A 19,197-nucleotide genomic window follows, 5' to 3' on the forward strand; every position below is an offset into this window, starting at 1 on the left:
GGGGTCAGACCAGGAAACCGAAGAGGGGGCTGTCCGGGCGGACCCGTTCGATGCGGTGCGGGGCGGCCTCCATGCGCTTGAGCATGGGTTCCAGGTCCTCCGGCGCCCCCAGCTCCACGCCCACCAGGGCGGGGCCGGTCTCGCGGTTGTTGCGCTTGACGTACTCGAACCGGGTGATGTCGTCGTCCGGCCCCAGGATGTCGTCGAGGAAGCGGCGCAGCGCGCCCGGCTCCTGGGGGAAGTCCACCAGGAAGTAGTGCTTGCGCCCCTCGTGGACCAGCGCCCGCTCGACGATCTCGGCGTACCGGCTCACGTCGTTGTTCCCGCCGGAGAGCACGCACACGACCGTCGCGCCCTCGGGGAGATCGACGTCCAGGTCCAGCGCGGCGGAGGCGAGCGCGCCCGCGGGTTCGCTGATGATGCCGTCGGTCTGGTACAGGTCGAGCATCTCCCGGCAGATGCGCCCCTCGGGCACGGCGACCAGGTGCGGCGGGCGCTCGGCCGCCACCGCGTGGGTGATGCGGCCGACCCGGCGCACGGCGGCGCCGTCCACGAACGGGTCGAGGTGGTCCAGGTCCACCGGCCGCCCCGCGCGCAGGGCGGCCGCCATGCTCGCGGCCCCCTCCGGCTCGGCGCCGATCACCCGGACCCGCGGGTGGTGCCCGCGCAGCCAGGTGAGCGTCCCCGCCAGGAGTCCGCCGCCGCCCACCGGCACCACGACGGCGTCGGGGGCCCGGCCGAGCTGTTCCACGGCCTCCTTGACCACGGTGCCCTGCCCGGCGATGGTGCGCGGGTCGTCGAAGGCGGGCAGCAGGGTCATCCCCAGCACCTCGGCGTCGGCCCGGGCGGCCGCCGCGGCGTCGTCGTAGGTGTCCCCGGCGACGATGACGCTCACGCTCCCCCCGCCCAGCGCGGTCACCCGCTCGCGCTTCTGGCGCGGGGTGGTCCTGGGCAGGTGGATGCGCGCCCGGATGCCCAGGGAGGCGCACGCGAACGCCACCCCCTGGGCGTGGTTGCCCGCGCTCGCGCAAACCACGCCCAGCTCCCGGCGGGCGGGGTCGAGCGAGCGCACGAAGTTGAGGGCGCCGCGCCCCTTGTAGGAGCGGACGGCGTTGAGGTCCTCGCGTTTGAGCCGCACGTCCAGGCCGTAGCGCGCGGAGAGGCGCTCGTTGCGCTGGAGCGGGGTGGGCGCGATGACGTCGGCGAGGCGGGCGGCCGCCTCCTCCACCTGCGCCGCGGTCACCCGCGCGGGCGCCGCGTCCCCGTACCGGTCGTTGTCGTTCACCGTGGTCCTCGTCGTCGCGGGCGTGGGGCCCGGCTCCGCCGGGGGGCGGGGCTCCGGAACCGTCCGCTCCGACCGTACAGCGTCCCATGGGCGTTCGGGTGGCACTCGTGCCCCACGGGACACAGGGGCACCCGGGTCCGGCGGCGCGCACAGGTCCCGATGCCACCACGGTCGGGCAACGATTACGTGACAGGAGGTGTCTCGACGGTCGCTCCGTGTTTGATGCGGACGAATCAGGCGAAAAAGGCCCTTCGTACTGACCTCCTCTGTCCTCCTCTGTGGAAACGGTGATCCTCTCTCCCATGCAAGGGCTGACCGACGCCATCGGCGCCTTCAACAACGACCTCTTCTGGCCCCTGGTCATCGTGGTGCTGGTCGCCGCGAGCCTGTACTTCACCGTCCGCCTGGGGCTGGTGCAGCTGCGCCTGCTGCCCGACATGTTCCGCGCGCTGGGCGGCTCCACACGGACGGACGGCGACGGCAGGCGCTCCATCTCGTCCTTCCAGGCGTTCGCGGTGTCCGCCGCGGCCCGGGTCGGCACCGGCAACGTCGCGGGCGTCGCGACCGCCATCTCCCTGGGCGGCCCCGGCGCCGTGGTGTGGATGTGGATGATGGCGCTCCTGGTCGGCGCGGCCAGCTTCGTGGAGTCCACGCTGGCCCAGCTGTGGAAGGTGCCCTACCAGGGCGGTTTCCGGGGAGGCCCCGCCTACTACATGCAGTACGGGCTCGGCAGGCGCTGGCTTGGCGTGGTCTTCGCGATCACCATCACGGTGACCTTCGGCTTCGTCTTCAACGCCGTGCAGGCCAACACCATCTCCACGACCCTGGCCGGGTCCGCCGCGGAACTGGGCGCGGACACCGGCGCCATGCCGTGGCTGCCCGCAGCCATCGGGCTGGGCCTGGTGGCGCTGACCGCCGCGGTGATCTTCGGCGGCATCCGGCGCATCGCCCACGTCGCCCAGCTGCTGGTGCCGTTCATGGCCCTCGCCTACCTGCTGCTGGGTGTGGCGGTCGTCCTGATGAACATCGAGAAGGTCCCCGGCGTCCTGGCGCTCATGTTCACCCACGCGTTCGGGCTGCGCGAGATCGCCGCCGCCGGGCTGGGCACGGCGATCATCCAGGGCGTGCGCCGCGGGATGTTCTCCAACGAGGCCGGGCTGGGGTCGGCGCCCAACGCGGGCGCGACGGCGAGTGTCAGCCACCCGGTCAAGCAGGGGCTGGTGCAGACTCTGGGCGTCTACTTCGACACCCTCGTCGTCTGCTCGGTCACCGCCTTCATCATCCTGGTGTCCGACCCGGCCTACGGCGAGGACCTGGGGGCCACGATGACCCAGGACGCCCTGGGCGCGAACCTGGGCGCCTGGGCGGTGCACGCCCTCACCATCATCATCTTCCTGCTGGCCTTCACCTCGGTGCTGGGCAACTACTACTACGGCGAGTCCAACGTCGGCTTCCTCAACCCGAGCGAGAAGCTGCTGACCGCGTACAAGTGGGTGTTCCTGGTGGCGACCTTCCTGGGCTCCATCGGCTCGATCCAGCTGGTGTGGACGCTGTCCGACACGACCATGGGCTTCATGGCGCTGGTCAACCTGGCGGCGGTCGTCCCGCTGGCGGGGGTCGCGCTGAAACTGCTCAAGGACTACACGGACCAGCGCAGGCAGGGCCTGGACCCGGTCTTCACCGCGGACCGGCTGCCGGACCTGCCCAACGTGCTCTGCTGGGGCTCCGCCGAGCCCGAGAAGGCGGAGCGGACGCAGGCCTGACACCGGCGGGCCGTTCCGGCGGGGCGGCCGGGGCGGCCCGCCCGGTCCCCGACAGGGGCGGGCCTCCCGGAGCGGCTCCGGCGCCCCGGGTCATGCCACGGTAGGACGGCCAGGACCGGTCCCCGGTCCGACGCCCCGGCGCCGTCCGCCCGGCAGGGTCGTGCACATGACCTCTCCCCGAACACCCGTGTCCGTTCCGGCCCTCCACCTCCCCGTCCGGTGGGTCGGCGGTGTGTGCGCGGTCCTCGCGCCCCTGCTCCTGGCGGCCGGCATGCTGGTGCGCCTCCCCGCGGCGTTCACCCCCGCGGCGCAGCTCACCGCCTACGGGCACCATCCCGTCACCATGACCGTCTCGCACGCCCTCACCGGGGCCGCGCTCCTGCTGCTGTGGCCCGCCGCGGCGGTGCTCGCGGCGCGCGTCGCCGAACGCGCCCCCGCCTGGGGCCTGTGGGGCGGGCTGGCGGTCGTGTCCGGGCTGGTCGCCCGGGTCTTCCACGCCGGGGCGGACCACATGGCCTTCCGGTCGGCCGAGGCACTCGGGGCCGCCGCCACCGCCCGGGTCGTCTCCGAGACCTACGGTGCCTTCCACGTGTTCTCGACGCTGAACGCGGTCATCCCGGCCGGTTGGGTGATCCTCGCGTTCGGCGCGCTGCGCGCCCGGGTCCTGGGGCCGGTCCGCGCCCTGGCCCTGGCCGCGACCGCGGCGCTGCCGCTGGGCGTGCTGAAGGGCACCGCGCCGCTGTCGCTGGTCGCCGTGGCCGGGCTCGCGATCGCGCTGGTGCCCACCGGAGTGGAACTGCTGCGCGCCCGGCCCAGGCCGCGGCCGGCCGCGGTCCTGGGGTGGGGAGCGGTGGCCCTGGCGGCGCTGGCGGCGCTGACGGTCCTGGGCCGGCTGGGCTGAGCACACCGGTATCGGTACCTTTACGCCATGGATTCCCGCGATGTCCGTCGCCCCCGTGTCCAGGACCTGGTGGCGGCGGTCGCCGCGACCGCGGTCTACACGGGCTTCGCGTACCTGCCCGGGACCGACGGGCAGCCCGCCTACCCCGGCCCGCCCTGGCTCGCCGTCGCCATCGCCCTCGGGGCCGGCGCGCCGCTCGTGTTCCGCCGCCGGTGGCCCCTGGCGGCGTTGGGCGTGATCCTGGCCGCCCTCACCGCAGCCACCCTCCTGGACCTCACCCGGGAGCCCTATCTGGCGGCCGCGCTGGCCGCCCACACCGCGGGGTCCGCGCCGCCCTCCCGGCGTTCGGCGCCCGCGCTCGCCGCCGCGCTGGCGGTGGCCTGCGGCGGGGTGTACGCCGGTCAGGCGCTGGTCACCCCCTCCGGTGACCGGGCGGAGGCGGTCGGCCTGGCCCTGCTGGTGGCGGCGGCCGTCGGCGGCGCGTGGGCGCTGGGGGCCGCCGTCCGCGTCCGGAAGGAGCAGGAGGGCCGGTGGGAACGGCACCTGGCGGAGCGGGCGGCGGCCGAGGAGCGGCTGCGGATCGCCCGTGACATGCACGACGCCGTCTCGCACACCCTGGGCCTGATCACGGTGCGCGCGGGTGTGGCCGCCCACGTGCCCGAGGCCGACCCGCGAGCCGCGCTCCGGGACATCGAGGAGATCGGCCGGTCCGCGCTGACGGACGTGCGCCGCACCCTCGGGGCGCTGCGGGAGGGCGGACCGCTCTCCCCCGCCGACGGGGACCTGCGGGAGGCGATCGGGGACGCGGAACGCGCCGGGGTCGCCGTGGAGTCGTCGGTCGGCGGCCTGGACGCCCTGTCCGACGCCCCCCGGGCGCTGGTGCACCGGATCGTGCGGGAGGCCCTGGCCAACGCGGTCAAGCACGCCGCCCCGACCCGGTGCCGGGTCACCGTGGCGGTCGGGGACGGCACGGTCGCCGTCGACGTCGTGGACGAGGGGCCGGCGGGGTGGCGGCGGCCCCGCCTCCCGGGCGGGCACGGGCTGGCGGGCCTGCGCGAACGGGTGCTGCTGTACGGCGGCGAGCTCTCGGCGGCGCCGCGCCCGGGCGGCGGGTTCGCGGTCTCCGCGCGCCTGCCGGTCGCGGAGGAGGGGCGGTGACGGGTCCCGGCGTCCGGGTGCTGGTCGCGGAGGACCAGGCGATGCTCCGGGGCAGCCTCCGGTTCCTGATCGACCACACCCCGGGGATGGCCGCCGCGGGCGAGGCCGCCACCGGGGCGGAGGCGGTGGAGGAGGCGCGGCGCCTGCTGCCGGACGTCGTCCTGATGGACATCCGCATGCCGGTCCTGGACGGCATCGAGGCCACCCGCCGGATCTGCGCGGACCCCCGGACGTCCGGGGTCCGCGTGCTCGTCCTCACCACCTTCGACCTGGACGAGTACGTCTACGCGGCGCTGCACGCGGGGGCGGCGGGCTTCCTGCTCAAGGACACCCCGCCCGCGAAGATGATCGAGGCCGTCGGCGTCGTGGCCTCCGGGGAGTCGCTGCTGTCGCCCTCGGTCACCCGCCGGCTGATCGCCGCCTTCGTCCGCGGCCCCGGGGCCGGGCGCCCGTCCGCCCTGCCGGGGAGTGTCACGGAGCGGGAGACGGAGGTGCTGCGGCTGGTCGCCTCGGGGTTCTCGAACGCTGAGCTGGCCGAGCACCTGCACCTGAGCATGGCCACGGTCAAGACCCACATCGGCAGGCTGCTGGCCAAGCTCCACGCCCGGGACCGGGCCCAGCTGGTGATCGCCGCCTACGAGTCCGGGCTGGTGGGCGCCGGGCGCGCGGAGCGGCCCCGCGCCTAGGGCGGAGCCCCTGCCGGGAGGGCCGCGGCGCCCCCGGGGGCCGGGGGCGCCGCTCCCGGTCAGAGCGTGTCGGTGACGCGCTTGCCGTCGCTCTTGTCGATGGTGAAGGCGTCCACCACCGTGCCGTCGGCGGTGCGCGCGGTGTAGACCAGCCGGTCGCCGTCGACCTCCACGGCCTGGAAGGTCGGGGTGTCGGCGATCTGGACGCGGGCCTCGGCGCCGTTGGAGGTCCAGTTGCCGTCGGAGACGTCGTACATCTTGGTGCCGGTCACCGCGACGGTGTAGACGGTCCCGGTCTGCACGGCCGGGTCGTCGGTGCGGTTGGCGGTGAGGTTGCCGCGGGCGTAGGAGTGGTCGTGGCCCTGGAGGACCAGGTCGACGCCGTGCTCCTCCAGGGTGTCCAGCCAGGCGTCGCGCAGCGGCCGGTTGTCGCGGCTGGGGCTGTTGGAGAAGACGGGGTGGTGGAAGGTGACCACCGTCCACTCGTGGGGGTTGGACTCCAGGGTCTCCTCCAGCCACCGCTGCTGGGTGTCCAGCCAGGAGCGGGTGCTCAGCGGGGCGGCGTTGCGGTAGTTGGAGTTCAGGACGACGAACCGCACGCCCTGGTAGTCCGTGTGGTAGACGGTCTCGGGCAGGTGGCGGCCGCCGGTGGGGCCGTTGCCCGCACCGGGGAACTGGGCGGTCCAGTAGCGGCTCAGGGACAGCAGCGAGTACTCGTGGTTGCCGGGGGCGGTGATGTGGTTCATGGTGCCCGCGGCCTCGGGGCCGATGGCGTCGAACCACTCGGTCCACTCCGACTCGCTGTCGGCCGTGTTGATGAGGTCGCCGGCGTGGACGGCCAGTTCGGCGTCGGGCTCGGCGGCCAGGGCGGCCCGCACCATGGTGGCGCCGCCGGTGGAGATGCCGTTCTGGATGTCGCCGAAGTACAGGAACGTGAAGGGGTCGGCGCCGGAGGAGGCCGTGGTGAAGACCCGCCAGGGGCTGAAGGAGGTCCCGTCGCCGACGCGGTACCGGTAGTCGGTGCCGGGGGTCAGGCCGGTGGCGGTGGCGGCGTGGAAGGTGCCGTTGACCGAGGCGGTGTCGGCGCCCTCGACGGTGTCGACCCGGTCGGGGTCGGCGGCCGGGGCGATCTGGAGCACCGGGTCGCCGGAGCCGTCCGAGCGCCAGGTGAGGGTCTGCGAGGTGGCGGGGTCGGCGGTGGGGGTGAGGATCACGCGCTCGGGGTCGGTGGCCGCGGTCGCGGCGGGGGCGGTGGCGGCGACCGCGGTCAGGGCCAGGAGGGTCGAGCCGAACAGGGCGAAGGCGCGGCGGGCGGCGAGGGGGGACACGGGGGGTGCCTTTCTGCCGGGGAACGCTGACGCAGCGACGGTAGCCGCCCGGGGGCAACGCGGTGTGAACGGTCGGGGACCATCAGTCGCGGCCCGGTGAACGCCGTACGTGCGCACTGTTACCGCCCCTGCGCAGGGGGTCGGCGCTGTGCCCTGGGGCCGGGAGCGGCCGCCTCCGGGTCCGGCGGTACAGCGCCGCCCCGCACCCGATCCGGTGGACACGGCGCCCGGGGTGGGCGGCGCCCACCCGGGCCCGGAACGGCACCGCCGACGGACGGGGCCTAGCCCTGTTCCGCCAGGCGGGCGCCGAAGGCCCGCAGGGCCGCCCGCGCCTCCGGCGGCCCGTGCACGGTGACGTCGGCGTCCAGGAACGCCAGGGGCGTGAGCAGCCACTCCCAGGTGTCGGCCATGACCGCCACCCGGGTCCGCTGCCCCGCCAGGGCCTCGACCTCGGCGTCGTGCTCGGCGAAGGCGTCGGCGACCGCCGCAGCGGGCGCGGCCACGGTGAGGACGACCCGTGTGCGCTCCCGGTCCAGGCCGCGCCGGAGGTACTCCGCGGCGGTGTCGGCGGGCAGCGGCCGGGGCGTGAAGGCGTCGTGCGTCGTCCGCAGGCCGGCCATGCGGTCCGTGCGGAACACCCGCCAGTCCTCGCGGCCGGTGTCCCAGGCCAGCAGGTACCACCGGCCCCGGTGGTGGACCTGCCGGTGGGGCTCGACCCGCCGCGAGGACTCCCGCCCGGTGCGCCCCCGGTAGTCGAAGGCGACGGTCCGCCGGTCCCGGATCGCGTCGGCCAGGGCGGCCAGGCTCCCGGCCGCGGTGCCCGGCCCGGGCGGCGTCGTGCTCTCCAGGCTCTCCCGGAGGCGGGCCGCCCGGTGCCGCAGCCGCGCGGGCAGGTACTGGTCGACCTTGCCGTAGGCGCGGGTGGCGGCCTCCTCCACGCTCCCGCCCTCGGCCGCGCCGCCCGCCGCCAGGGCGGCCAGCGCCAGCAGGGTCGCGGTCGCCTCGTCGTCGTCGAACACCAGCGGGGGCACGGAGGAGCCCGCGACCAGCCGGTAGTGGCCGCCGGGCCCGGGCCGGGTGCTCACCGGGTAGCCGTAGCCGCGCAGGCGGTCCACGTCGCGGCGCAGCGTCCGGGGGCTGACGCCCAGCCGCGCGGCCAGTTCCTCCCCGGTGAACGAGCGCCCGGACTGGAGTGTGGTGAGCAGGGCGAGGGTGCGCCCGGTGACGTCCGCCATGGGTCCAGTCTCGCCGATATCGCGGCCGGATTCCGGCCACATCTGCTCGTAGCGTCGCCGGTATGGAGACCAACGCGGTGATCCGCCTGCGCGGAGTGCGGACCAACAACCTCAAGTCCATCGACCTCGACATCCCGCGCGGACGCCTGGTGGTGTTCGCGGGCGTGTCGGGTTCGGGCAAGTCGTCGCTGGTGTTCGGCACGGTCGCGGCCGAGGCCGGGCACCGGCTCAACGAGACCTTCCCCCCGTTCGCCCGGGAGCGGCTGCCCAAGTGGAGCCGCCCCGACGCCGACCTCGTCGAGGGGCTCACCCCCGTGGTGGTGGTCGGGCAGCGCCGGCTGGGCGGCAACGCCCGCTCCACCGTCGGCACCGCCACCGGGGTCTGGGCGTACCTGCGGCTGCTGTTCTCCCGGATCGGCACCCCGCACGTGGGCGAGGCCTCCCGGTTCTCGTTCAATGACCCGGCGGGGATGTGCCCGGCCTGCTCGGGGCTGGGCGAGACCGTGGTGAGCGCCGTCGACCGGTTCCTGGACCTCGACCTGTCGCTGGCTCAGGGGGCGATCCGGGTGCCGGGGTTCGGCGACGGCCGCCACTGGTACGAGCGCTACGCCGACATCGGCTCCTTCACCGCCGACACCCCGCTGCGCGAGTGGACGCCCGAGGAGCGCCGCGCCCTGCTGTACGGCGGCGAGCACGCGGCGCGGCTGGGCACCCGGCCCGCCCGTGAGTACGAGGGGATCGTGGAGCGGTTCGAGCGCATCCACCTGCGCTCCGGCGGGGAGGCCTCCGAGCGCAAGCGCGAGGTGACGGCCCGGTTCACCCGCGCGGCGCCCTGCCCGGAGTGCGGGGGCGACCGCCTGAACGCGGCGGCCCGCGCCGCCACGGTCCGCGGCCGCACGCTGGGCGGGCTCGCCCGCACCGAGATCGCCGACCTGGCCGCCTGGGTGCGGGAGGTGGACGACCCCGCCGTGGCCCCGGTGGTGGCCGGGCTGGAGGCGCGCCTGCGGGCCCTGGTCGGGATCGGGCTGGGGTACCTGCACCCGGGCCGGGGCACCGCGAGCCTGTCCGGCGGCGAGTCCCAGCGGATCACGACCGTCCGGTACCTGGCCGGGGGCCTGGTGGGGATGACCTACATCTTCGACGAGCCCACCACGGGCCTGCACCCGCGCGACGTCGCGTCGATGACGGAGCTGCTGCTCCGGCTGCGCGACCTGGGCAACACGGTCCTGGTGGTCGAGCACGACCCGGCCGTCATGGCGATCGCCGACGAGGTCGTCGAGATCGGCCCGGGGGCCGGGGCCGACGGGGGCCGGGTGGTCCACCAGGGGACCTTCGGCGCGCTGCGGTCCGCGGGCACGGCCACCGCCGCGGCCCTGGCCGCCCGGGCGCCGGTCCGGGCCGTGCCCCGCCCGGCCACCGGGGCGCTCACGGTGCGCGGCGCCCGCCGCAACAACCTCAAGGACGTCACCGTGGACGTGCCCACCGGGGTGCTCACCGTCCTGACCGGCGTCGCCGGCTCGGGCAAGTCCAGCCTGGCGGCGGAGCTGGTCGAGGGGCACGGGGCGGTGGTGCTCGACCAGCGGCCGGTGACCGCCCACCGGCGCTCCACCCCCGTCACCTACACCGGGATCGCCGCGCCGCTGCGCGCGCTGTTCGCCGAGCGCAGCGGGCTGCCCGCGAGCCGGTTCAGCGCCAACTCCGAGGGCGCCTGCCCCGAGTGCCGGGGGCTGGGCACGGTCCGCGTGGACCTGGCGTTCCTGGAGGCCGAGGAGGTCCTGTGCCCGGTCTGCGAGGGCCGGCGCTTCACCGAGGAGGTGCTGCGCCACCGGGTGGCGGGGCTGACCATCGCCGACATCGACGCCCTCACGGTCGCCGAGGCCCTCGCCCTGCTGCCCGACGAGGCGATCCGGACGGCGCTGCGCCGCCTGGACCGGGTGGGGCTGGGCCACCTGCGGCTGGGACGGCCGCTGACGAGCCTGTCCGGCGGCGAGTGCCAGCGCCTCAAGATCGCCCGGGAGCTGCGCGACGCCGCCGGCCCGACCCTGTACGTCCTGGACGAGCCCACCACCGGGCTGCACCCGGGCGACGTCGCCGTGCTGCTCGGGGTGCTGGACCGGCTGGTCGAGCGGGGGCACACCGTGGTCGTCGTCGAGCACGACGTGGACGTCATGCGCCACGCCGACCACCTCATCGACCTGGGGCCGGGGCCGGGCGAACGCGGCGGGCGGGTCCTCTACCAGGGACCGCCCGCCGGGATCGTCGGCACGGCGACCGCCGAGGCCCTACACGGCGGGTGAGTCCACCCGGGGCAGGGCGCGGCCGTTGCGGTGGGCGTACTCCTGCCCCGTCTCCAGCCGGTAGAAGGTCACCGGCGACCAGGTCACGGCGTCCTCGGGGCGGGTGGCGTACACACCGGGGGCGACCGCCGCCATGGGGTGCTCCTGGACGGGGTCGGGCCGCAGCTCGGCCAGCGGGCCCAGGGCGGTGCTGCGCAGTACCGGGCCGTCCGCGCCCGCCAGCACCTCCAGGCGCCCGGCGGCGCCCTCGTACACGCCCAGGTGCGGGGTGACGTCGTGGTGCGGCGGGTCGGCGGGCGGTTCCAGGGCGCCGGGGACGCGCACCCCGGCCAGGGCCTCGAACACCTCCCGGTACAGGTCCTGGTAGAGGTCGCGGGTGCGGCCGCCGTTGGTGAGCAGGGCGACGGCCAGGCCCGCCCCGGGCAGCAGGCGCAGGAACGCGGACTGGCCGATGGTGTTGCCGTCGTGGCCGATGGCGCGGTGCCCGTCCCAGTCGTAGCGGATCCAGCCCAGCCCCCAGGAGTCGCCGAGGGTGTAGGGGTCGGGCAGGCCCACCTGCGGCTCGGCCATGGCGCGGACGGTGTCCCGCGACAGCAGGCGGGTCCCGTCGGCCGTGGTGCCGCCGCGCAGGTGGAGGGCGGCGAAGGCCAGCACGTCGCCGACGTCGGCGGTGACGCCCCCGGCCGGTCCGATGGCCCGGGGCAGCCCCCACTGCGTGGTCCGCACCGGGTCGGGCAGGCCCTCGACGTGGCCGGTCGCGGGGTCGTTCAGCAGGGCGTGCTCGGGCAGGGTGCCGGTGCGCTCCAGGCCCAGCGGCGCGAAGAGGCGGTCGCGCATCGCCTCGTCCCACACCTGCCCGGTGAGGCGTTCGATGATCCGGCCCAGCAGCACGAACCCGGAGTTGCAGTAGGAGAAGGTGGCGCCCAGGGGGTGGACGCGGAGGGCTTCGGCGAGCGGTGCGACGTAGCGCTCGATCGCGTCGTCGCCGCGGCCGGTGTCGGTGAACAGGTCGCCGTCGATACCGCTGGTGTGGGTGAGCAGGTGGCGGACGGTGACCCCGGCGGTGGTGGCGCCGGCGGAGGGGACGAGCTCGGGCAGGACCTCCGCGACGGGGGTGTCCAGGGCCAGCAGGCCCTCCTCGACCAGGCCCATGACGACGGTGGCCGTCCAGACCTTGGAAACCGAGCCGATCTGGAAGGCGGACCTGGGGGTGACGGGGTGGCCGGTGTCGGTGTCCAGGACGCCGTGCGCCACCGCGGCGGTCTCCTGCCCCCCGTCGGGGGACAGGCGCAGGATGCCGAGCTGGGCGCCGGGGACGCCGTGCCGTCCGGCGAGGTCGGACAGCCGGGCGGCCCAGTGGCCGGGGTCGAGGGGGGTGGGTTCGTCGGGCAAGGTGCTCCCCTGTCGGTCGTGGCCGGTGGGTCCCGGTACCGGGACCCACCGGCCACCCTAGAACGTGCCCCGCGCTCCGGTCCGGGGACCCCGCACGGCCCGCCGACCTGACACGCGCCGGGACCGCCCGTGGCCGATCCGCCGCCCGGCGGGCATGCTCGGGCCAGATCGCTCCGGCCCCGGCGGCCCGGACCCGGGGTCCGGGCCGCCGGGGCGACACCGCTCAGGAGGAGACCCCATGGCCGCGCCCGCGCAGTCCCCGCCCGCCACGACCCGGTGCCGCGTCTGCGGCGGGTCCGTCGAACGCTTCCTCGACCTGGGCCGGCAGCCGCTCTCGGACGTCTTCCGCTCGCCGCAGGACGACACCGAGGAGTTCTTCTACCGGCTGCACGTGGGGCAGTGCGGCTCCTGCTCCATGGTGCAGCTCATGGAGGAGGTCCCCCGCGAGCGCATGTTCCACGCCGACTACCCGTACTTCTCCAGCGGCTCCTCCGTCATGCGCGAGCACTTCGCCGGCACGGCGCGGGGCTTCCTGGAGACGGAGCTGACCGGGAACGACCCGCTCATCGTCGAGATCGGCTCGAACGACGGGGTCATGCTCTCCACCGTGCGCGACGCGGGCGTCCGCCACGTCGGGTTCGAGCCGTCGGGGAGCGTGGCCGCGGTGGCGCGCGGCGCCGGGATCCGGGTGCGGGAGGAGTTCTTCGAGGCCACCACGGCGGAGGCGCTGCGGCTGGAGGAGGGCCCCGCGGACGTCATCTTCGCCGCGAACACGTTCTGCCACATCCCCTACATCGACTCCGTCCTCAAGGGCGTGGACGCCCTGCTGGGGCCGGACGGCGTCTTCGTGTTCGAGGACCCCTACTTCGGCGACATCGTGTCCCGGACCTCGTTCGACCAGATCTACGACGAGCACTTCTTCCTGTTCTCGGCGACGTCGGTGCGCGCGATGGTGGCCCGCCACGGCCTGGAGCTGGTCGACGTGCGGCGGCTGCCCGTCCACGGCGGCGAGGTGCGCTACACCATCGCCCGTGCGGGCGCGCGGCCGGTCTCGGACGCGGTGACCGCGCTGATCGCCGAAGAGGAGGAGCGGGGGCTGCACTCCCCCGACACCCTGCGGGCCTTCGCCGGGTCGGTGGCCTCGGTCAGGAACGGCCTGATCGCCCTCCTCGAGCGGATCGTCGCGGAGGGCGGGACGGTGGACGCCTACGGCGCCACGGCCAAGAGCGCGACCGTCGTCAACTACGCCGGGCTGGGCCCCGGCCTCATCCGCCGGGTCTACGACAGCACCCCGGCCAAGCAGGGCATGCTCACCCCCGGGGCGCACATCCCCGTGGTGCCGCCCGCCGCCCTGCGCGAGGACCCTCCCGGACACCTGCTGCTCTTCGCCTGGAACCACGCCGAGGAGATCATGGAGAAGGAGCGGTGGTTCCGCGAGCAGGGAGGCCGCTGGGTCCTCTACGTCCCCGAACCGCACACGGTCTGACCCGGCGCAGCCGACGAGGAGTCCGCCATGAACAGCCCCTCCGCACCGCTCTCGGGGATCTACCGGTCCTCGGCCGACCTGTACGAGGCCATCTACAGCCGCCGGGGCAAGGACTACGCCCGCGAGGCCGGGCAGATCGCCGCGCTGGTGCGCGAGCGCCGGCCCGGGGCGGCGTCGCTGCTCGACGTCGCCTGCGGGACCGGCTCGCACCTGGAGCACCTGAGCGCGCACTTCGAGCACGTCGAGGGGATCGACCTGGCCCCCGACATGGTGCGGGTGGCCCGCGCCAAACTCGCCGACGTCCCCGTCCACATCGGCGACATGCGCGATTTCCGCATCGACGGCCGGTTCGACGTGATCACCTGCATGTTCAGCTCCATCGGCTACGCCGGCGGCGAGCGCGGGCTCGTCGAGGCGCTCGACACCTTCGCGCGGCACCTGGCGCCGGGCGGGGTGATCGTCCTGGAGCCGTGGTACTTCCCCGAGACCGCCCTGGACCGCCACGTCGTGGGCGACGTGATGACGGTCGGGGACCGGACCATCGCCCGGGTCTCGCACGCGGTCAGGGAAGAGGGGGCGCACCGGATGCGCGTCCACTACGTGGTCGCCGATCCCGCGGAGGGCATCCGGGCCTTCGAGGACGAGCACGTGCTGGCGATCATCGAGCGCGGGATCTACGAGAAGGCGTTCGCGGCGGTGGGCTGCGACGTGGACTACGTCGAGACGGAGGGCCCCGGCCTGTTCGTCGCGACCTCGCGACGGAACGGGTGAGGATGCGCGCGCGTCAGCTGTCGATCCCGGGGGCGCTGGTGTTCACGGCCCCGGTGTACTCCGACCCCCGCGGCACGTTCACCTCGCCGTTCCTGGCCTCGGCCTTCGCCGAGGCCGCGGGGCACCCCCTGTTCGCCCCGGCGCAGATCAGCCACAGCCGGTCGCGCCGCGGCGTGGTCCGCGGGGTGCACTACACCGCCACCCCGCCGGGCATGGCCAAGCTCGTGCACTGCCCCCAGGGCCGGGCCCTGGACTTCATCGTCGACCTGCGCACCGGCTCGCCGGCGTTCGGGCGGTGGGAGAGCGTCGAACTGGACCCCGCCTCGGGGAGGTCGGCCTACCTGCCGGTGGGTGTGGGCCACCTCTTCGTCGCCCTGGAGGACGACACCGTGATGTCGTACTTCCTCTCCCGGGAGTACGTCGCGGAGAACGAGCGGGCCGTCGCCCCCTTCGACCCCGACCTGGGGCTGGAGATCCCGCCGGGGCACACGCAGATCTCCGAGCGCGACCGGGTGGCCCCGTCCCTGGGCGAGGCCGCGCGGCTGGGGGCCCTGCCCGACTACCGGGAGTGCCTCGTCCTCGAACAGTCCCTCCACGCCGGGGAGGGCGGCCGTGTCCGGTGAGCGGGTCGCGGTGATCGGCGCGACCGGCTGGGTGGGGCGGCACGTGTGCGCCGCCCTGGCCGCGCACGGCCACGGGGTCGTGGCGCTGGCGCGGTCGCCGGCCGCGCACCTGTCCGGGTACCCGTTCCACCCCGTGGACCTGACGTCCGTGCGGCCCGGGGCGCTCGCCGGGCTGCTGCGCTCGGAGCGGGTGACGGCGGTGGTGAACGCGACCGACGCGGCCAACGCCAGGGACGGGTGGCACCGGCCCGACGCGGTCGTGCACGAGGCGAACACCACGGCGGCGCTGACCCTGGTGCGGGCCGTTCGGGAGCTGGCGGACCCGCCCCGGCTGGTGCACCTGGGGACCCTGCACGAGTACGGCGAACAGCAGTGGGGCGGGCGGGTCCGCGAGGAGGACCCGGCCCGCCCCCGCGGCGCCTACGCGCGCAGCAGGCTGATCGCGAGCGAGACGGTGCTGGCCTCGGCGGGCCCGGGGGTCCCGGACCCGGCGGTGCTGCGGCTGGCGAACGTGTGCGGGCCGCACCCCTCCCCCGCCTCCTTCCCCGGCCTGCTCCAGCGGTCGTTCCGCCGCGCCCTGGCGGGCGAGCGGCCGTCGCTGCGGATCGCGGGGGACCACCGCGACTACGTCGACGTCCGGGACGTCGCCCGCGCGGTGGTGCGCGCCTGTGAGCGCGGCGGGGGCCTGGTCAACATCGGCGGGGGCCGCGCCGTCGCGGTCAAGGACATGGTCGCCCGCATGGTGGAGGTGTCCGGGGTGCCCGCGGACGCCGTCGAGCAGACGCCGGGGGACGTGGGCGGGTTCGGCGGCGGATGGTCCCTGGCCGACGTGTCCGCCGCCGAACGCCTGCTGGACTGGCGCCCCCGGATCCCCGTGGAGCGCTCCCTCCACGACATGTGGCACGCCTGAGCGCTCCGGCCCCGGTCAGATCCGGGCCAGGACCTCCCTCAGTGCGCCGATGACCTTGTCCTGGGCGCCCTCCGACAGCGACGGGTACATGGGCAGCGAGAAGATCTCCCGGGCCAGCCGCTCGGTCACCGGCAGGTCGCCCTCGGAGTAGCCCAGGTGCGCGAACCCGCTCATGGTGTGCACCGGCCAGGGGTAGCTGATGTTGAGGTGGATGTCGTGTTCGCGCAGCGCCTCGATGATCGCGTCCCGGCGCGGGTGGCGCACCACGTGCACGTAGTACACGTGGTCGTTGCCGGGGGCGGTCCGGGGCAGGATCAGGTCGGTGTCGGCCAGGGCCTCGGCGTAGCGGCGCGCCACCCGGCGCCGCCCCTCGATGTAGGAGTCCAGGCGGGCGAGCTTGCCGCGCAGGATCTCGGCGTGCACCTCGTCCAGCCGGCTGTTGTGGGCCGGGGTGGCCACCGTGTAGTAGCGCTCCTCCATGCCGTAGAAGCGCAGGCGGCGCAGGTTCGCGTCGACCCCGGCGTCGGGGGTCAGGACGGCGCCGCCGTCGCCGTAGGCGCCCAGGACCTTGGTGGGGTAGAAGGAGAAGGCGGCCGCGTGGCCCATGGTGCCCGCGATCCTGCCGTGGTGCCGGGCGCCGTGCGCCTGCGCGCAGTCCTCGACGACGGCCAGGCCGTGCTCCTCGGCCAGCCGCAGCAGCGGCTCCATGTCGACGCACTGGCCGTACAGGTGCACCGGCAGGAGCGCCCGGGTCCGGGGCGTGATGGCGGCGGCGACCTGCTTCACGTCCATGAGGAAGTCCTCCTCCCGGACGTCGACGAACACCGGGGTGGCGCCCGTGGAGTGGATGGCGACCACGGTGGGCGCCGCGGTGTTGGAAACGGTCACGACCTCGTCGCCGGGGCCCACTCCGAGGGCCTCCAGTGCGAGGACGAGCGCGTTGGTGCCGTTGTCCACTCCCACGCAGTGCGCAGTCCCGTGGTAGCCCGCGAACTCCCGCTCGAATCCGCGGACGCTCTCGCCCAGGACCAGCTGCCCGGAACGGAAGACCCTGTCGACCGCGGCCAGGATCTCTTCCCGTTCGGCTTCGTACTCTTCCACGTAGTCCCACACCCGCATGGCCATGACCACTCTTTCCCGTGTGAAATTCGACGAACCGAGGCTCGCAGGAAAGGATATGCGTGTCAATGGCGTCGATCCATTTTTTTCAACCTGACAAACCAGCGCGCAAATCCTTGCCGCATTGGCTTTCACGACCATTATTTTCAGGTGATCGGAGGTTTCAATACGATCAGCGCCGCCCTCTGTGAATGAAACCTTCGCGACCGCCGGTCGAACACGGGGCGAGCACGGAGGCACCATGAGGATTCTGGTGACCGGGGCCGCGGGATTCATCGGCGCGCATTTCGTGCGTTCCGTCCTGGAGGACCTGCTGCCCGGGACCGAGGGGGCGCGGGTGACGGCGGTCGACCTGCTCACCTACGCCGGGGACCGCCGGCGGCTGCCCGAGGAGTCGTCCCGCCTGTCGTTCGTCCGGGCCGACATCACCGACGCGGCCCGGATGGACGGGCTCGTCCCGGGCCACGACGCGGTGGTGAACTTCGCGGCGGAGAGCCACGTCGACCGATCCATCGCGGCGGCCGAGGCGTTCGTGCGGACCAACGTGCTCGGGACCCACGTCCTGCTCGACGCGGCGCGGCGCGCCGGCGGGGTCCGCTTCCTCCAGGTCTCCACCGACGAGGTGTACGGCTCGATCGAGACGGGCTCCTGGGACGAGTCCTGCCCGGTGGCCCCCAACTCGCCCTACGCGGCCTCCAAGGCCGCGGCCGACCTGCTCGTGCAGTCCTTCGTGCGCACGCACGGACTGGACGCCCGCATCACCCGCTGCTCCAACAACTACGGGCCGTTCCAGCACCCGGAGAAGCTGGTGCCGCGGTTCACGACCTCCCTGATCGGGGGCGGGCGGGTGCCGCTCTACGGCGACGGCCTCAACGTGCGCGAGTGGCTGCACGTGGACGACCACTGCCGGGCCCTGGGCCTGGTCCTGGCCAAGGGAGAGCCGGGCCGCGTCTACAACATCGGCGGCAGCGGGCGCACCAACCTCGACGTGACCCGGCGGCTCCTGGAGCTGCTCGGCGCCCCGGAGTCGGCCGTGGACCGCGTGGCCGACCGGGCCGGGCACGACCGCCGCTACTCCGTGGACGACACCCGGATCCGCACCGAGCTGGGATACGCGCCCCGCGTGCCCTTCGACGAGGGGCTCGCGTCCACCGTGGCCTGGTACACGGAGAACCCCGACTGGTGGGGGCCGCTGCGCGGGGACTCCGCGGCCGGGTGAACGGCGCGGCCCCCGGCCGGCCGAACGGGCGTCCCCCGCGGACGCCCTTCCTGCGGTTACGGCGGTTCGGGCCGGACCGGAACACGATCACAACCATTCCGGAGCCCCCGGGGGGCACAGTGGTCCGCAACCCTGCACCCCGGGCCGAACGGCCGGACCGCCAGAGAGGACCGTTGCACGGTGGAGAACGAGCGTACACGTGTGGCAGTGATCATCGGGAGCATCCGCAAGGACCGCTTCTGCGCGACCCCTGCCGCGTGGGTGGCGGAGCGCGCCCGCGCGCACGGCGACATCGACGTGGATCTCATCGACCTCGCCGAGGCGGACCTCCCGGTGGTCCTGCCCGGGGACGACGGGGAGCAGGCGCCCGACCAGGTCCGGGCGCTGGGCGAGCGCCTGGCGGCGGCGGACGCCTTCATCGTGGTGACACCGGTCTACAACCGCGGCTACCCCGCGTCGCTGAAGAACGCCATCGACTGGTTCTTCCAGGAGTGGGTCGCCAAGCCCGTCGGCTTCGTCAGCTACGGGGGCGTGGGCGGCGGCCTGCACGCGGTGGAGCAGCTGCGCCCGGTCTTCAGCGAGGTCCACGCCGCCACCATCCGGAACACGCTCAGCTTCCCGAACTTCTGGGACCGCTTCGACGCGGAGGGGCGGCCGGTGGAGGTGGAGGAGACGGAGATCGCCGCCAAGGCCTTCCTCGACCAGCTGATGTGGTGGTCCGACGTGCTGCGCGAGGGCCGCCGGAAGCGGCCGTACACCACCTAGAAGGGCCCGCGCGGGAAATCCGGGAGAATTCGCCGGCCCGGGCACCGTCCCCGGCGCCGGACGCCTTTCGGTGCGGGCGGGCGTTCACAGAGGGCCGGGGGAAATCCCGGGAAACGAACACGGAATGGGGTCCCGATCGGGACCCGGCGGGCGCCGGCGCCGGATCGGCTCATCCGGGCGGACATCCGGCCCGGCGCCGGCGCCCGCTATTCCGAGATGCGGACAAATGAATTATCCCGGAGCCCGGCCGACGGGGAAA

General features: G+C 74.6%; 16 protein-coding genes. 11 read left to right on the plus strand and 5 right to left on the minus strand.

The genetic code is table 11. The features are described 5' to 3' along the window. Nucleotides 1–4: 4 nt before the first annotated feature. Entirely contained in the window at nt 5–1,285 is a 1,281-nt protein-coding gene (gene ilvA, locus ACFVNO_RS15640) for a threonine ammonia-lyase IlvA (RefSeq protein ID WP_355268074.1), read from the minus strand. Between the two features lie 302 nt (nt 1,286–1,587). Between ilvA and ACFVNO_RS15645 the strand changes: the two genes are divergently transcribed. The 4 genes from ACFVNO_RS15645 (at nt 1,588) to ACFVNO_RS15660 (ending at nt 5,793) form a co-directional block, all read left to right on the plus strand. Further along, complete coding sequence (locus ACFVNO_RS15645; protein ID WP_355268071.1) at nt 1,588–3,048, plus strand: alanine/glycine:cation symporter family protein; 1,461 nt, start codon at nt 1,588–1,590, stop codon at nt 3,046–3,048. A gap of 166 nt (nt 3,049–3,214) precedes the next feature. Continuing rightward, a complete protein-coding gene (locus ACFVNO_RS15650; RefSeq protein WP_378893114.1) occupies nt 3,215–3,949 on the plus strand; it encodes a hypothetical protein in 735 nt (244 codons plus the stop codon). 27 nt (nt 3,950–3,976) lie between these two features. Next, complete coding sequence (locus ACFVNO_RS15655; protein ID WP_378893117.1) at nt 3,977–5,107, plus strand: sensor histidine kinase; 1,131 nt, start codon at nt 3,977–3,979, stop codon at nt 5,105–5,107. Continuing rightward, nucleotides 5,104–5,793, plus strand: coding sequence for a response regulator transcription factor (locus tag ACFVNO_RS15660; protein ID WP_355268062.1), 690 nt, complete (start codon nt 5,104–5,106; stop codon nt 5,791–5,793). The genes ACFVNO_RS15655 and ACFVNO_RS15660 overlap by 4 nt, the downstream gene beginning before the upstream one ends. Before the next feature lie 59 nt (nt 5,794–5,852). Here ACFVNO_RS15660 and ACFVNO_RS15665 read toward each other — a convergent pair whose 3' ends face one another. Further along, nucleotides 5,853–7,121 (minus strand): metallophosphoesterase family protein, encoded by a 1,269-nt coding sequence (locus ACFVNO_RS15665; protein WP_355268059.1) that lies wholly within the window; start codon nt 7,119–7,121, stop codon nt 5,853–5,855. A gap of 281 nt (nt 7,122–7,402) precedes the next feature. Beyond that, nucleotides 7,403–8,356 carry a helix-turn-helix transcriptional regulator gene (locus ACFVNO_RS15670; protein ID WP_378893122.1) on the minus strand — a complete coding sequence of 318 codons (954 nt, stop codon included), beginning with the start codon at nt 8,354–8,356 and terminating at the stop codon, nt 7,403–7,405. A gap of 62 nt (nt 8,357–8,418) precedes the next feature. Between ACFVNO_RS15670 and ACFVNO_RS15675 the strand changes: the two genes are divergently transcribed. After that, nucleotides 8,419–10,653 carry an ATP-binding cassette domain-containing protein gene (locus ACFVNO_RS15675; protein WP_378893125.1) on the plus strand — a complete coding sequence of 745 codons (2,235 nt, stop codon included), beginning with the start codon at nt 8,419–8,421 and terminating at the stop codon, nt 10,651–10,653. Here the strand turns inward: ACFVNO_RS15675 and ACFVNO_RS15680 are convergent. Then, complete coding sequence (locus ACFVNO_RS15680; RefSeq protein WP_378893128.1) at nt 10,639–12,045, minus strand: serine hydrolase domain-containing protein; 1,407 nt, start codon at nt 12,043–12,045, stop codon at nt 10,639–10,641. The two genes, ACFVNO_RS15675 and ACFVNO_RS15680, sit on opposite strands and share 15 nt — an antisense overlap. Before the next feature lie 238 nt (nt 12,046–12,283). Between ACFVNO_RS15680 and ACFVNO_RS15685 the strand changes: the two genes are divergently transcribed. From ACFVNO_RS15685 to ACFVNO_RS15700, 4 genes are read left to right on the plus strand one after another with little or no spacing between them, the layout of a single operon-like run. Continuing rightward, nucleotides 12,284–13,531, plus strand: a complete 1,248-nt coding sequence (locus ACFVNO_RS15685) for a class I SAM-dependent methyltransferase (RefSeq protein ID WP_355268047.1) — start codon at nt 12,284–12,286, stop codon at nt 13,529–13,531. A 27-nt stretch (nt 13,532–13,558) separates the two neighbouring features. Further along, complete coding sequence (locus tag ACFVNO_RS15690; protein WP_355268044.1) at nt 13,559–14,302, plus strand: methyltransferase domain-containing protein; 744 nt, start codon at nt 13,559–13,561, stop codon at nt 14,300–14,302. 2 nt (nt 14,303–14,304) lie between these two features. Continuing rightward, a complete protein-coding gene (locus ACFVNO_RS15695) occupies nt 14,305–14,925 on the plus strand; it encodes a dTDP-4-dehydrorhamnose 3,5-epimerase family protein (RefSeq protein ID WP_220560682.1) in 621 nt (206 codons plus the stop codon). After that, a complete protein-coding gene (locus ACFVNO_RS15700; protein WP_355268041.1) occupies nt 14,915–15,835 on the plus strand; it encodes an NAD(P)-dependent oxidoreductase in 921 nt (306 codons plus the stop codon). The genes ACFVNO_RS15695 and ACFVNO_RS15700 overlap by 11 nt, the downstream gene beginning before the upstream one ends. A 15-nt stretch (nt 15,836–15,850) precedes the next feature. On the opposite strand, the gene ACFVNO_RS15705 is transcribed toward ACFVNO_RS15700, so the two are convergent. Beyond that, nucleotides 15,851–16,960, minus strand: coding sequence for a DegT/DnrJ/EryC1/StrS family aminotransferase (locus ACFVNO_RS15705; RefSeq protein WP_355268038.1), 1,110 nt, complete (start codon nt 16,958–16,960; stop codon nt 15,851–15,853). A gap of 235 nt (nt 16,961–17,195) precedes the next feature. Between ACFVNO_RS15705 and rfbB the strand changes: the two genes are divergently transcribed. Continuing rightward, nucleotides 17,196–18,173, plus strand: a complete 978-nt coding sequence (gene rfbB / locus ACFVNO_RS15710; protein ID WP_355268035.1) for a dTDP-glucose 4,6-dehydratase — start codon at nt 17,196–17,198, stop codon at nt 18,171–18,173. A 201-nt stretch (nt 18,174–18,374) separates the two neighbouring features. Further along, nucleotides 18,375–18,938 carry an NAD(P)H-dependent oxidoreductase gene (locus ACFVNO_RS15715; protein ID WP_355268032.1) on the plus strand — a complete coding sequence of 188 codons (564 nt, stop codon included), beginning with the start codon at nt 18,375–18,377 and terminating at the stop codon, nt 18,936–18,938. The last annotated feature ends 259 nt before the right edge of the window (nt 18,939–19,197 follow it).

This window comes from Nocardiopsis sp. NPDC057823, assembly GCF_042797335.1.
Classification (GTDB): Bacteria; Actinomycetota; Actinomycetes; order Streptosporangiales; family Streptosporangiaceae; genus Nocardiopsis; species Nocardiopsis changdeensis.